The organism is Loigolactobacillus coryniformis subsp. coryniformis KCTC 3167 = DSM 20001 (assembly GCF_002706425.1).
GTDB classification, from domain to species: Bacteria; Bacillota; Bacilli; order Lactobacillales; family Lactobacillaceae; genus Loigolactobacillus; species Loigolactobacillus coryniformis.
On record NZ_CP017713.1, the window covers coordinates 1,873,095 to 1,885,901 of the forward strand.

The 12,807-nt window shown below is 45.7% G+C and carries 5 protein-coding genes, 22 tRNA genes, 2 rRNA genes, 1 riboswitch and 1 other annotated feature; of the genes, 2 read left to right on the forward strand and 27 right to left on the reverse strand.

What is annotated here, in order from left to right:
- Positions 1-76 precede the first annotated feature (76 nt).
- Positions 77-2,497 carry a leucine--tRNA ligase gene (gene leuS / locus LC20001_RS09220; protein ID WP_003680180.1) on the reverse strand — a complete coding sequence of 807 codons (2,421 nt, stop codon included), beginning with the start codon at positions 2,495-2,497 and terminating at the stop codon, positions 77-79.
- 55 nt (positions 2,498-2,552) lie between these two features.
- Positions 2,553-2,755 (reverse strand) — a binding site (T-box leader).
- A gap of 161 nt (positions 2,756-2,916) precedes the next feature.
- Here leuS and LC20001_RS09225 point away from each other — a divergent pair.
- Both LC20001_RS09225 and LC20001_RS09230 read left to right on the forward strand, forming a co-directional pair.
- Complete coding sequence (locus LC20001_RS09225; RefSeq protein ID WP_010500113.1) at positions 2,917-3,795, forward strand: IS982 family transposase; 879 nt, start codon at positions 2,917-2,919, stop codon at positions 3,793-3,795.
- Positions 3,796-3,866: 71 nt separating this feature from the next.
- Positions 3,867-4,529: a phosphatase PAP2 family protein gene (locus LC20001_RS09230; protein ID WP_056943298.1), complete on the forward strand. Its 663-nt coding sequence runs from the start codon at positions 3,867-3,869 to the stop codon at positions 4,527-4,529.
- Here LC20001_RS09230 and LC20001_RS09235 read toward each other — a convergent pair.
- The 26 genes from LC20001_RS09235 to LC20001_RS09360 form a co-directional block, all read right to left on the reverse strand.
- A complete protein-coding gene (locus tag LC20001_RS09235; RefSeq protein WP_010010933.1) occupies positions 4,526-5,998 on the reverse strand; it encodes an MDR family MFS transporter in 1,473 nt (490 codons plus the stop codon). The genes LC20001_RS09230 and LC20001_RS09235 overlap by 4 nt on opposite strands.
- Positions 5,999-6,085: 87 nt before the next feature.
- Positions 6,086-7,273 (reverse strand): methionine adenosyltransferase, encoded by a 1,188-nt coding sequence (gene metK / locus LC20001_RS09240; RefSeq protein WP_003680443.1) that lies wholly within the window; start codon positions 7,271-7,273, stop codon positions 6,086-6,088.
- Positions 7,271-7,363, reverse strand: a riboswitch (SMK box riboswitch). It overlaps the preceding gene by 3 nt.
- Before the next feature lie 110 nt (positions 7,364-7,473).
- Positions 7,474-7,547, reverse strand: a tRNA-Asp gene (locus LC20001_RS09245).
- A 3-nt stretch (positions 7,548-7,550) separates the two neighbouring features.
- A tRNA-Met gene (locus LC20001_RS09250) sits at positions 7,551-7,624 on the reverse strand.
- Positions 7,625-7,633: 9 nt separating this feature from the next.
- A tRNA-Ser gene (locus tag LC20001_RS09255) sits at positions 7,634-7,721 on the reverse strand.
- Between the two features lie 10 nt (positions 7,722-7,731).
- Positions 7,732-7,803 (reverse strand) — tRNA-Glu (locus LC20001_RS09260).
- Positions 7,804-7,821: 18 nt separating this feature from the next.
- Positions 7,822-7,909: transfer RNA gene (locus LC20001_RS09265), tRNA-Ser, on the reverse strand.
- Between the two features lie 4 nt (positions 7,910-7,913).
- Positions 7,914-7,987, reverse strand: a tRNA-Ile gene (locus tag LC20001_RS09270).
- Positions 7,988-7,994: 7 nt separating this feature from the next.
- Positions 7,995-8,065, reverse strand: a tRNA-Gly gene (locus LC20001_RS09275).
- Between the two features lie 24 nt (positions 8,066-8,089).
- Positions 8,090-8,162: transfer RNA gene (locus tag LC20001_RS09280), tRNA-Phe, on the reverse strand.
- Positions 8,163-8,171: 9 nt separating this feature from the next.
- Positions 8,172-8,245 (reverse strand) — tRNA-Asp (locus LC20001_RS09285).
- A 2-nt stretch (positions 8,246-8,247) separates the two neighbouring features.
- Positions 8,248-8,321, reverse strand: a tRNA-Met gene (locus tag LC20001_RS09290).
- Positions 8,322-8,369: 48 nt separating this feature from the next.
- Positions 8,370-8,443: transfer RNA gene (locus LC20001_RS09295), tRNA-Ile, on the reverse strand.
- Between the two features lie 16 nt (positions 8,444-8,459).
- Positions 8,460-8,533 (reverse strand) — tRNA-Met (locus tag LC20001_RS09300).
- Positions 8,534-8,548: 15 nt separating this feature from the next.
- Positions 8,549-8,622, reverse strand: a tRNA-Pro gene (locus LC20001_RS09305).
- Between the two features lie 37 nt (positions 8,623-8,659).
- Positions 8,660-8,733: transfer RNA gene (locus tag LC20001_RS09310), tRNA-Arg, on the reverse strand.
- Between the two features lie 10 nt (positions 8,734-8,743).
- A tRNA-Leu gene (locus LC20001_RS09315) sits at positions 8,744-8,829 on the reverse strand.
- A 10-nt stretch (positions 8,830-8,839) separates the two neighbouring features.
- A tRNA-Gly gene (locus LC20001_RS09320) sits at positions 8,840-8,911 on the reverse strand.
- Positions 8,912-8,925: 14 nt separating this feature from the next.
- Positions 8,926-8,998: transfer RNA gene (locus tag LC20001_RS09325), tRNA-Thr, on the reverse strand.
- 12 nt (positions 8,999-9,010) lie between these two features.
- Positions 9,011-9,092, reverse strand: a tRNA-Leu gene (locus LC20001_RS09330).
- A 21-nt stretch (positions 9,093-9,113) separates the two neighbouring features.
- Positions 9,114-9,186: transfer RNA gene (locus tag LC20001_RS09335), tRNA-Lys, on the reverse strand.
- 3 nt (positions 9,187-9,189) lie between these two features.
- A tRNA-Val gene (locus LC20001_RS09340) sits at positions 9,190-9,262 on the reverse strand.
- 12 nt (positions 9,263-9,274) lie between these two features.
- Positions 9,275-9,391, reverse strand: a 5S ribosomal RNA gene (gene rrf / locus LC20001_RS09345).
- 78 nt (positions 9,392-9,469) lie between these two features.
- Positions 9,470-12,392: ribosomal RNA gene (locus LC20001_RS09350) — 23S ribosomal RNA — on the reverse strand.
- Positions 12,393-12,550: 158 nt separating this feature from the next.
- A tRNA-Ala gene (locus LC20001_RS09355) sits at positions 12,551-12,623 on the reverse strand.
- A gap of 14 nt (positions 12,624-12,637) precedes the next feature.
- Positions 12,638-12,711 (reverse strand) — tRNA-Ile (locus LC20001_RS09360).
- Positions 12,712-12,807 lie beyond the last annotated feature (96 nt).

Below are 12,807 nucleotides of genomic sequence, written 5' to 3' on the forward strand. Positions count from 1 at the left end.
GCCCTATTCTTTTTTGTCAATAGCTTAACTTAATGACATTGGCATAAATCAGCACCTTCTTTTTTATACGGATAGCTTAATTAGCCACGATATTAACTAACTTTTGTGGAACTGCAATAACTTTACGTACGGTTTTACCGGCAATAAATTCTTGCACTTTTGGATCAGCTAAGGCTAGTTTTTCCATATCGTCTTTAGAGGTATCCTTGTTGATTTGGACCTTGGAACGTAATTTACCATTAACCTGTAGGACAACTTCAACGGTGTCTTCAACCAACGCACTGGCATCATAAGTTGGCCAAGCCGCATAGGTGATACTTTCATCATGGCCTAACTTCTGCCATAACTCTTCAGTCATATGTGGCGCAATTGGGTTCAACATTTTAATGAAACCTTCAACGTAAGCTACTGGTAGAATTTCAGCTTTGTAAGCTTCATTAATGAAGACCATTAATTGTGAGATCGCCGTATTGAAATGCAGATGTTCGAAGTCTTCAGTGACTTTTTTGACCGTTTGATTGTAGACCTTCGTCAAAGCATCGTCACTAATCGTCGTCACGCGATCACGCAATTCATCTTCATCATCAACAAATAAGCGCCAAACCCGATCCAAGAATTTACGGCTCCCATTTAAACCTTCATCGCTCCACGCAATCGAGGCGTCTAATGGGCCCATGAACATTTCATACAACCGCAACGTATCTGCGCCATATTCAGCCACGATATCATCAGGATTGATGACATTGCCTTTGGACTTAGACATCTTTTCATGGTTGTTACCTAAGATCATCCCTTGGTTATACAACTTCTGGAATGGTTCAGGTGTGGGAACAACACCGATATCATACAAGAACTTGTGCCAGAAACGAGCGTACAATAAATGCAAGACCGCATGTTCTGCACCACCAATATAAAGATCAACTGGCAACCACTGCTTCAATTTTTCTGGGTCAGCGATCATGTCCTTATTGTGCGGATCAATATAGCGCAAGAAATACCATGAACTACCAGCCCATTGTGGCATGGTGTTGGTTTCGCGCTTACCTTTACGGCCATTTTCATCGACCACATTGACCCAATCTTCAACATTGGCCAATGGACTTTCTGTACTACCAGAAGGCTTAACGTCCGCCGTCTTTGGTAAGATCAACGGTAATTCGTCCTCTGGTACCAAGGTCGTTTCGCCATCTTCCCAATGAATCACAGGAATTGGTTCACCCCAATAACGTTGCCGCGAGAAGATCCAGTCACGTAAACGATAATTAACTTTGCGTTCACCAATACCTTTTTCTTCCAACCAATCCAACATTTTCGCAATGGCTGTTTTTTTATCCAAGCCATTTAAAAAGTCAGAATTGATGTGTGGACCGTCTTCAGTGAAAGCTGCTTCGTCGATGTTACCACCTTCAATTACAGGCTTGATCGGCAAATCGAAGGTCCGTGCAAATTCATAGTCACGATCATCATGTGCAGGTACCGCCATGATTGCCCCAGTCCCATAAGAAGCTAAAACGTAATCGGCGATCCAAATCGGAATTTGTTCACCATTAACCGGGTTGATCGCATAACTACCAGTGAAAGCACCTGTTTTTTCTTTAGCCAGATCAGTCCGTTCCAAATCACTCTTCTTAGAAACTTCTTCTTGATAGACCGCAATTGCGTCTTTTTGGTCTGGTGTCGTTAGTTGTTCAACCAAATCATGTTCTGGTGCCAGCACCATGTAGGACGCACCAAACAACGTATCAGGTCGTGTTGTGAAGACTTCGATCTTAGCGTCATCATGTCCGGCAACACTAAAAGTAACACTAGCCCCTTCAGAACGGCCAATCCAGTTGCGTTGCATTTCTTTAATGCTTTCTGGCCAATCAACTAAGTCTAGATCATCCAATAAACGTTCCGCATAAGCAGTAATTTTCAGCATCCATTGCCGCATTGGTACCCGATAAACCGGGAAGCCGCCACGTTCCGTTTTACCATCGATCACTTCTTCATTAGCCACAACAGTACCGCCTAATAAATCAGGCGCCCAGTTGACCAAAACTTCGGACTCGTAAGCTAAGCCCTTTTTGTACATTTGTTCAAAGATCCATTGTGTCCATTTATAGAAATTAGGATCCGTCGTGTTAACTTCACGACCCCAATCGTAGGAGAAACCTAACGAATTGATCTGCTTACGGAAAGTTTCAATATTTTTCCGGGTAAAGCTAGCTGGTGAATGCCCAGTATTCAACGCATATTGTTCCGCTGGTAACCCAAAGGCATCCCAACCCATAGGGTGCAGCACGTTAAAGCCTTGCATCCGTTTCATCCGCGCAATAATATCGGTTGCCGTATAGCCTTCTGGGTGACCTACATGCAGGCCTTTACCAGATGGATAAGGAAACATATCTAACGCATAAAAATTCTTTTTCTCTGGATCCTCTGTTGTTTTGAACGTATTGTGCTGTAACCAGTATTGATTCCATTTACGCTCAACCACTTTGTGATTGTAACTCATGAGTTAACTCCCTTTCAGCTGTATGATAAGAAAAAAGTCCCACAGGAAATAATTCCTGTAGGACGAATGGACCGCGGTGCCACCTACATTTTGCGCTAAAAACGCAACACTTTGCCATAACGCGGCACACGAACCGACCTACTTGAGTTCAATCGATTATTCCAAGGTGAGTTCACTTATTCCCGCTACGATTTTCCATTAACCAATCGCTTGCTGGCTAGTCGCAAATAAGTTACTACTCCTCATCAACATTTCTTATTAATACTCAAATCATACCAAAAAGAATTTTTTAATTCAAGATTGTTTTACCATAACATGGTACACTACGTGTGGTGCTAGTTTGTAACATTTAGAAATTTAACAAAAAAGTCCAACCCAGTTAGACTCATAAGTGACAAAACTTAAAAGGAGTAATAACTGTGTTGAACCACCTCAAGTTTAAGCAAAATCGTCACGAATTACAAGTTAGTTTCCATTACTTTTACCAGTTATGTTCATTGCTTTATCAGCGTTATTGTCCGCGTAGCGTCATTGAGCGGCGCAACGTTGAACATACTAAAATTACTGATATTAAACTTTTAGCTTTACTGTGCTTACAAGTCACACTGGGAATTCAATCGCAACGCCGCTTCTATTATCTGATGGCAGCGTTTATGCCGCGGCAAATGGTGGTATCACGTTCACGTTTCAACCGCCGCGCGCAACAATTACTGGCAGTAGTCAATGCCATTCGCTCAGGTATCACTAAGGATTATGCTCATTCGGGCGACCTAGCGATTATCGACAGTTTACCCAACCCACTATGTGCCAAAGTTCGTAATTTCAGAGTTAGAATTTTTGCTGGGAAGGCCAACATTGGCTATAATGCCACCAAGAAAATGCCATTTTATGGGTTTAAAACCCACATGGTCGTCACGGCTAATGGCTATATTCTGAATTATGTGATCACGGCAGCCTCAGTTCATGATGCTAAGGTAGCGCCTGAGCTAATTAGCGGTTGTCCTTGTCCCAATATTTTGGCCGATGTTGGTTATGTTGGGAAAAAACTCAAGACCAGTTTTAGGGCCCTAGGCTATAACTTATGGACGCCTTATCGTTCTAATATGAAAGGTGCTAAACAGCATAATAAGCGTCAACTCAAGGCGTTACGGCGGACAATAGAGTCACGCTTTTCAATTTTAGCCCAGCAATTTGGGATTGAAACCAATCTCACCCGTAGTCTATTTGGTTTTCAATTAAAGATTGAATTGACGATATTGGTATACAATTTAGGCTTTTTTGATTTTATGACGAACTAGCACCACGCGTGGTACACTATCCTTATTTATACGAATAAACCGACTTAATTTATAAAATAGGAGTTATTTCCATGTCCACGAAATCTTTTCGCCAGCGGCTATTATATTATAGCTTAGGTGCTTACCTTATCTTCGCCCTGTTTTTTTGCTTAGTTTGGCAGCAAGTCCCTTGGCTGACTCAATTTGATCTATCCGTCAACGCTTGGTTCACTAATTTGCGTACCACTTGGCTTAATCCTAGCGTTATTGCCATCACCAATTTTGGTAATCCCAGTAATAGCGCACTGTTAAACGCAGTCGTTTTGATTATTCTGCTCAGTTTCCGCCAGCAGCAACTAGCATTGTTTAGCCTAGTCAATGTTGCTTTAGTCGGTGGCCTCGGCAATCATTTAGTGAAACAATTAGTGATGCGTCCACGACCAACCGCCGCTACTCATCTAGTCTACGCTGGCGGGTACAGTTTTCCCAGTGGCCACGCTGCTGGTAGTATGGCCTTCTTCGGCGCACTGATCGTCATCACTTACTACCTAGTTGCCGATTTTAAAAAGCGCCGTATACTAAATAGTTTATCGGCGCTTCTCATTCTCTTGATTGGCCTAAGTCGTATCTACGTCGGCGTCCACAATACTAGTGACGTGCTAGCTGGTTGGACATGGGGATTTGCTGGACTTTGTTTAACCTGGTGGTTATTTTTAAAATTCAATTTATTACCTAATAAAAACGCTGCCGATTAAGCAGCGTTTTTATTAGGTTTACGATCAGCCAAAACATTAATTAACAACGCAACGATCATCAACGCGACGGAAACATAATAGATCACGTGTAAGCCGCTATATAAAATCTGCCGCAGTGTTGGCAGTAATTTAGCAGGTAGATCAACCGCTGTTTGCGGATTGACCAATTGGTTCATCATATCACTGGTCACACCGCGATCACGATATTGTTGGACGCCACTAGCTAAGTGTAAATTAATCACAATACCATAAACCGAGACCATCAGTGTCTGCCCCAACGTCCGACAAAGCGTATTAAATGAGGTCGCCACACCAATTTGATCCTTAGTCACTGAATTTTGGGAAACTACGGTGGTCGTCGTGATTGTCACACCAAAACCAAGCCCAAGGAAAGCAGCAATAACGAGGAATAAAGCAAATTGTGTCGTCTCTGGTACGATAGCGAGCACAAAACTGCCAATCGTCAATAAGAGTAGACTCCAGAACAAGATCAACCGCGGCCGATATTTAGCCAATAAACCGCCTGTAATAAACGAAGCTACCACCCACATCAATGAACTGGGCGTTACCACAAAACCACCCATCGAAGCCGGTAAGCCTAAAATGCCTTGCATCCACATTGGCATATACACTTCAAAGCCCATTAAAAAGCCACTAACTAACGCCGCCACCACATTTTGCACATTAAAGGTCGTATTTTTAAATAGATCTAACGAAATAATTGGGTCAGCCACATGTTTTTCAGTACGAATAAATAGCCAAAAACAGCCAACTGCCAAAATAAACAACCCGATCAGCCAGAATGTGAAGCCTTGTTCCATGACTTGGAAAGCATACATGATCGTCAATAGCGTCAGCATTAGCCAAATACTGCCCCAATAATCGATTGGCGCATGGGTGACTTTACGTTCCTCATCTAAGAATTGCCAGATCAACCAAATCGTAATAATGCCAATTGGCACATTGAGAAAGAAAATCCAATGCCAGCTTAACCGTTCAACAATAAAACCACCTAATAACGGCGCCACTACCGAAGCAATACCCCAAGCCGAGCTGTTAAAGCCAAGGACCTTTGCCCGCTTTTGTAGCGGATAAATATCGGCAATGATCGTAAATGATACGGGCATGATCGCCCCCGCGCCAATTCCTTGTAACGCCCGGAAAATGATCAACGTGATCATATTTTGCGCTAAACCACACAAGGCGGAGCCAATAATAAAAATTGCCAAGCCGGTAATAAATACGGGCTTGCGGCCAACCCGATCAGCCAATTTACCATAAATCGGCGTTAACATCGCATTGGTCAATAAGTAAATTGAAAAAATCCAGTTCATCATGTTAAGGCCATGAAGATCACCAACAATCGTTGGCATCGCTGTTGATACGATTGTCCCTTCAATTGCTGACATGAATGTCGCGATAAAAATCGCAACCGTCACCACCATCACATTCGTTTTATTTTTACGCATAACGACTTCCTCTCATTTTTTATAACCATCGCATAAAAAAAGACGGCCCCCACCAAATAAATTGGTAAGGGTCGCCTCTTTTACTCGTTAATCTAGTTCTTGGTGTAATGCGTCAACTTTATCAAGTCGTTCCCAAGGTAAATCAACATCTGTACGCCCAAAATGTCCATAAGCAGCGGTTTGTTCATAAATTGGCCGCTGTAGATCTAGCATTTTAATAATTCCTGCTGGTCGCAAATCAAATACCTTACGAATAGCAGCCACTAATGCCGCTTCAGACACTTTGCTTGTCCCTTGTGTATCGACAGAGATCGACACAGGCTTAGCAACACCGATTGCATAAGCTAATTGAACTTCACAACGCGTTGCAAAGCCAGCAGCGACGATATTTTTAGCAATATACCGTGCTGCATAACTAGCTGAACGATCGACTTTAGTTGCATCCTTACCAGAGAACGCACCGCCGCCGTGCTTAGCATAACCGCCGTAAGTATCAACAATGATCTTACGTCCAGTTAAACCTGCATCACCTTGTGGTCCACCTAAAACAAAACGTCCCGTAGGATTAATAAAGTATTTGGTTTGATCATCTAATAGATCAGCTGGTACCACCGCTTTGATCACTTGCTCGATCATATCCTTGCGAATTTGGTCAAGCGTTGCATCAGGATCGTGCTGTGTACTAATAACAACTGTATCTACACGACTAGGTTTGCCCTGATCATCATATTCAACGGTAACCTGTGCTTTCGCATCTGGCCGTAAATACTTAATAGCCCCAGTCTTACGCAATTGAGCTACCTTGCGCATTAAGCGATGACTCAATGAAATTGGTAATGGCATCAATTCAGGTGTCTCATCAATTGCAAAGCCAAACATCATCCCTTGATCGCCAGCACCGATCTTGTCCAATGGATCTTCATCAGCCTCGCGTGCTTCTAATGAATCATCGACCCCTTGGGCAATATCCGGTGACTGTTCATCTAAAGCCACCATAACGGCACAGTTATCGCCATCAAAACCGTACTTAGAATGATCGTAGCCGATCCGCTTAATTGTATCGCGAACGGTTTTTTGGATATCCACGTATGCACTAGTTGAAACTTCACCCACAACCAGTACTAAACCAGTCGTAACCGTTGTTTCAACAGCCACACGTGCTTTTGGATCTTGTTCTAACATAGCATCTAAGATTGCGTCACTAATTTGATCAGCGATTTTATCTGGATGTCCTTCAGAAACGGATTCTGAAGTAAATAAATGTCTTTCTCGCATAAGAAAAATATTCCCCCTTAAAATAATCGGTTACAAGGCACCTTTGTAGTCGAACTACAAATCCTTTCGGGAACCTAAATATAAACCATAAACTAGTGTAGCACAGTGTTCTAGTCTTTAAAAGGACTCATGAATAAAAAAAGAACAAAAGCAATTTGCTTTTGTTCTTCATCAGCCGTCTTACCGTTAACACGGTACGACGGTCCCAACGGGACTCGAACCCGTGATCTCCTGCGTGACAGGCAGGCGTCCTAACCAACTAGACCATGGAACCATATTGCGGGAGCAGGGTTTGAACCTACGACCTTCGGGTTATGAGCCCGACGAGCTACCAGACTGCTCCATCCCGCGATAATATAAAGGAGGATGAGGGATTCGAACCCTCGCATGCTTTTACACATCTGACGGTTTTCAAGACCGTTCCCTTCAGCCACTTGGGTAATCCTCCAAGCTGAAAATGACCCGTACGGGATTTGAACCCATGTTACCGCCGTGAAAGGGCGGTGTCTTAACCACTTGACCAACGGGCCATACAAAAAATAAAAAAACGGAGAAGGAGAGATTCGAACTCTCGCGCGGTGTTACCCGCCTACACCCTTAGCAGGGGCGCCTCTTCAGCCACTTGAGTACTTCCCCAAAATGGGCCTAAATGGACTTGAACCATCGACCTCACGCTTATCAGGCGTGCGCTCTAACCAGCTGAGCTATAGGCCCATAGTAAAGCGGGTGACGAGAATCGGACTCGCGACAACAGCTTGGAAGGCTGTGGTTTTACCACTAAACTACACCCGCATACTATAGAATAACTGAATATGATGGCGCGGGACAGAATCGAACTGCCGACACATGGAGCTTCAATCCATTGCTCTACCGACTGAGCTACCGAGCCATATTTAAACGGTCCCAACGGGACTCGAACCCGTGATCTCCTGCGTGACAGGCAGGCGTCCTAACCAACTAGACCATGGAACCAATTGCGGGAGCAGGGTTTGAACCTACGACCTTCGGGTTATGAGCCCGACGAGCTACCAGACTGCTCCATCCCGCGATAATATTATATAAAACTTAGATGGTTTAAAACAACATCCATCAAAGATGGACCTTGTAGGACTCGAACCTACGACCGGACGGTTATGAGCCGTCTGCTCTAACCAACTGAGCTAAAGGTCCAAGCTCTTTAAACCTATCGCGGCAAAGGGAATCGAACCCCCGACCTCCCGGGTATGAACCGGACGCTCTAACCTGCTGAGCTACACCGCGATACTTTGGATCTAATCGGGAAAACAGGATTCGAACCTGCGACCCCCTGGTCCCAAACCAGGTGCTCTACCAAGCTGAGCTATTTCCCGAAACTTTTTATGTGTTACTAATGAGCTAATCGCTCAATGCACCCAGTAGGAGTCGAACCTACAACCTTCTGATTCGTAGTCAGACACTCTATCCAATTGCGCTATGGGTGCATAATAATAATGCCGAGGACCGGAATCGAACCGGTACGGTGATCACTCACCGCAGGATTTTAAGTCCTGTGCGTCTGCCAGTTCCGCCACCCCGGCATATTATTAAAGCGGAAGACGGGATTCGAACCCGCGACCCCCACCATGGCAAGGTGATGTTCTACCACTGAACTACTTCCGCATGTATTCAATTAATGCCGACTAGACGATTCGAACGCCCGACCCTCTGATTACAAATCAGATGCTCTACCAACTGAGCTAAGTCGGCATAACTCTCGAGTGCGGGTGAAGGGACTCGAACCCCCACGCCTTACGGCGCTAGATCCTAAATCTAGTGCGTCTGCCAATTCCGCCACACCCGCAAAAATATTTAAAACTGGCAATGAGCCGTGACAGGCTCGAACTGTCGACCCTCTGATTAAAAGTCAGATGCTCTACCAACTGAGCTAACGGCTCAAATGGAGGTTACAGGGTTCGAACCTGTGACCCCCTGCTTGTAAGGCAGGTGCTCTCCCAGCTGAGCTAAACCTCCAAATGAAAAAGTGCGTGGCAACGTCCTACCCTCGCAGGGGGTGCTCCCCCAACTACTCTCGGCGCTAAGAAGCTTAACTTCTGTGTTCGACATGGGAACAGGTGTATCCTTCTTGCTATCGCCACCACACCACTTTCTGAGAACGTTGCGCTCTCAAAACTGGATATTCATTTCTTTGCCCTTAAACTAACACTACGTACATGCTACTTGGTTAAGTCCTCGACCGATTAGTATTGGTCCGCTCCATGCCTCACGGCACGTCCACTTCCAACCTATCTACCTGATCATCTCTCAGGGGTCTTACTTCCATAAAGGAATGGGAAATCTCATCTTGTGGGGGGCTTCACACTTAGATGCTTTCAGCGTTTATCCCGGCCATACTTAGCTACCCAGCGATGCGCCTGGCGGCACAACTGGTACACCAGCGGTATGTCCATTCCGGTCCTCTCGTACTAGGAACAGCTCCACTCAAATTTCCTACGCCCGCGACGGATAGGGACCGAACTGTCTCACGACGTTCTGAACCCAGCTCGCGTACCACTTTAATGGGCGAACAGCCCAACCCTTGGGACCAACTACAGCCCCAGGATGTGATGAGCCGACATCGAGGTGCCAAACCTCCCCGTCGATGTGGACTCTTGGGGGAGATAAGCCTGTTATCCCCAGGGTAGCTTTTATCCGTTGAGCGATGGCCCTTCCATACGGAACCACCGGATCACTAAGCCCGACTTTCGTCCCTGCTCGACCTGTAAGTCTCGCAGTCAAGCTCCCTTATGCCTTTACACGCTATGAATGATTTCCAACCATTCTGAGGGAACCTTTGGGCGCCTCCGTTACTTTTTAGGAGGCGACCGCCCCAGTCAAACTGCCCACCTGACACTGTCTCCCGCCACGCTAAGTGGCGCGGGTTAGAGGGTTCATACAGCAAGGGTAGTATCCCACCAATGCCTCCACCGAAACTAGCGTTCCGGCTTCAACGGCTCCTACCTATCCTGTACAAGCGGTACAAACACTCAATATCAAGCTACAGTAAAGCTCCATGGGGTCTTTCCGTCCTGTCGCGGGTAACCCGCATCTTCACGGGTATTATAATTTCACCGAGTCTCTCGTCGAGACAGTGCCCAGATCGTTACGCCTTTCGTGCGGGTCGGAACTTACCCGACAAGGAATTTCGCTACCTTAGGACCGTTATAGTTACGGCCGCCGTTTACTGGGGCTTCATTTCTGGGCTTCGTACCGAAGTACTAACTCATCCACTTAACCTTCCAGCACCGGGCAGGCGTCAGCCCCTATACGTCATCTTACGATTTAGCAGAGACCTGTGTTTTTGATAAACAGTCGCCTGGGCCTATTCACTGCGGCTGATCGTTAGATCAGCACCCCTTCTTCCGAAGTTACGGGGTCATTTTGCCGAGTTCCTTAACGAGAGTTCTCTCGCACACCTGAGGATACTCTCCTCGACTACCTGTGTCGGTTTGCGGTACGGGTAGTTTATTTCTCACTAGAAGCTTTTCTCGGCAGTGTGACATCAAGGACTTCGCTACTTAAATTCGCTCCCCATCACAACTTGTCCGTACAGGTGCAAGCATTTGACTCACACCAAGACTTATTGCTTGGCCGCACATTTCCAATCGTGCGGATCCTTTAGCCTCCTGCGTCCCTCCATCGTTCAAACAAAATAAACTAGTACAGGAATCTCAACCTGTTGGCCATCGCTTACGCCTTGCGGCCTCAGCTTAGGTCCCGACTAACCCTGGGAGGACGAGCCTTCCCCAGGAAACCTTAGTCATACGGTGGACAGGATTCTCACCTGTCTTTCGCTACTCATACCGGCATTCTCACTTCTAAGCGCTCCAGTTGTCCTCACGATCAACCTTCAACGCCCTTAGAACGCTCTCCTACCATGACCACATAAGTGGTCATCCACAGTTTCGGTATTATGTTTAGCCCCGGTACATTTTCGGCGCAGGGTCACTCGACTAGTGAGCTATTACGCACTCTTTAAATGGTGGCTGCTTCTGAGCCAACATCCTAGTTGTCTATGCAACCCCACATCCTTTTCCACTTAACATAAATTTGGGGACCTTAACTGGTGGTCTGGGCTGTTTCCCTTTCGACAATGGATCTTATCACTCACTGTCTGACTCCCGGATAATTCATCAATGGCATTCGGAGTTTATCTGAATTCAGTAACCCAAGACGGGCCCCTAGTCCAAACAGTGCTCTACCTCCATGATGGTCAATTCCGAGGCTAGCCCTAAAGCTATTTCGAAGAGAACCAGCTATCTCCAAGTTCGTTTGGAATTTCACCGCTACCCACACCTCATCCCAGCATTTTTCAACATACACGGGTTCGGTCCTCCAGTGTGTTTTACCACACCTTCAACCTGGACATGGGTAGGTCACTTGGTTTCGGGTCTACGTCTACATACTAAACGCCCTATTCAGACTCGCTTTCGCTATGGCTCCGCCTTATCAGCTTAACCTCGCATGCAAACGTAACTCGCCGGTTCATTCTACAAAAGGCACGCTATCACCCATTAACGGGCTCTAACTAATTGTAGGCACACGGTTTCAGGAACTGTTTCACTCCCCTTCCGGGGTTCTTTTCACCTTTCCCTCACGGTACTGGTCCACTATCGGTCACTAGGTAGTATTTAGCCTTGGGAGATGGTCCTCCCAGATTCCGACGGAATTTCACGTGTTCCGCCGTACTCAGGATCCTGAACGAAGAGCCGTTGATTTGACTTACGGGACTTTCACCCTGTTTTGTTCAGCATTCCAACTGACTCAGTTATCAACGACTTTGGTAACTCCAAAGTTCAGTCCTACAACCCCACAATGCAAGCATCATGGTTTGGGCTGTTCCCCGTTCGCTCGCCGCTACTTAGGGAATCGAATTTTCTTTCTGTTCCTGCAGGTACTGAGATGTTTCAGTTCCCCACGTTTACCTCTCATAAGCTATGTATTCACTTATGAGTAACCAACGACTAAGTTGGCTGGGTTCCCCCATTCGGAAATCTCCGGATCAAAGCTTACGTACAGCTCCCCGAAGCATATCGGTGTTAGTACCGTCCTTCATCGGCTCCTAGTGCCAAGGCATCCACCGTGCGCCCTTCTTAACTTAACCTATTTGATACCTAACGGTATCACGGTTAGAGTTTAGCGATTAAGAAATACTTTCTTAAAAAACTCTTTAAAACGCAGTGTTAATTCTCGGTTTATATATTACAAAGAAATTGAATATCCAGTTTTCAAAGTACAACGTTTAACAGCTCTCGCTGTTAATGGAGGATAACGGGATCGAACCGATGACCTCCTGCGTGCAAAGCAGGCGCTCTCCCATCTGAGCTAATCCCCCATATTAATTAGAAATGGGCCTAAATGGACTTGAACCATCGACCTCACGCTTATCAGGCGTGCGCTCTAACCAGCTGAGCTATAGGCCCAAAAAAAAGCGTCCAATTAATATAAGTATGAGAGTAAACCTCTCAAAACTAAACAAAGTTTCAAAACAAATCGTGTAGGTTTCCGTAATTATTCCT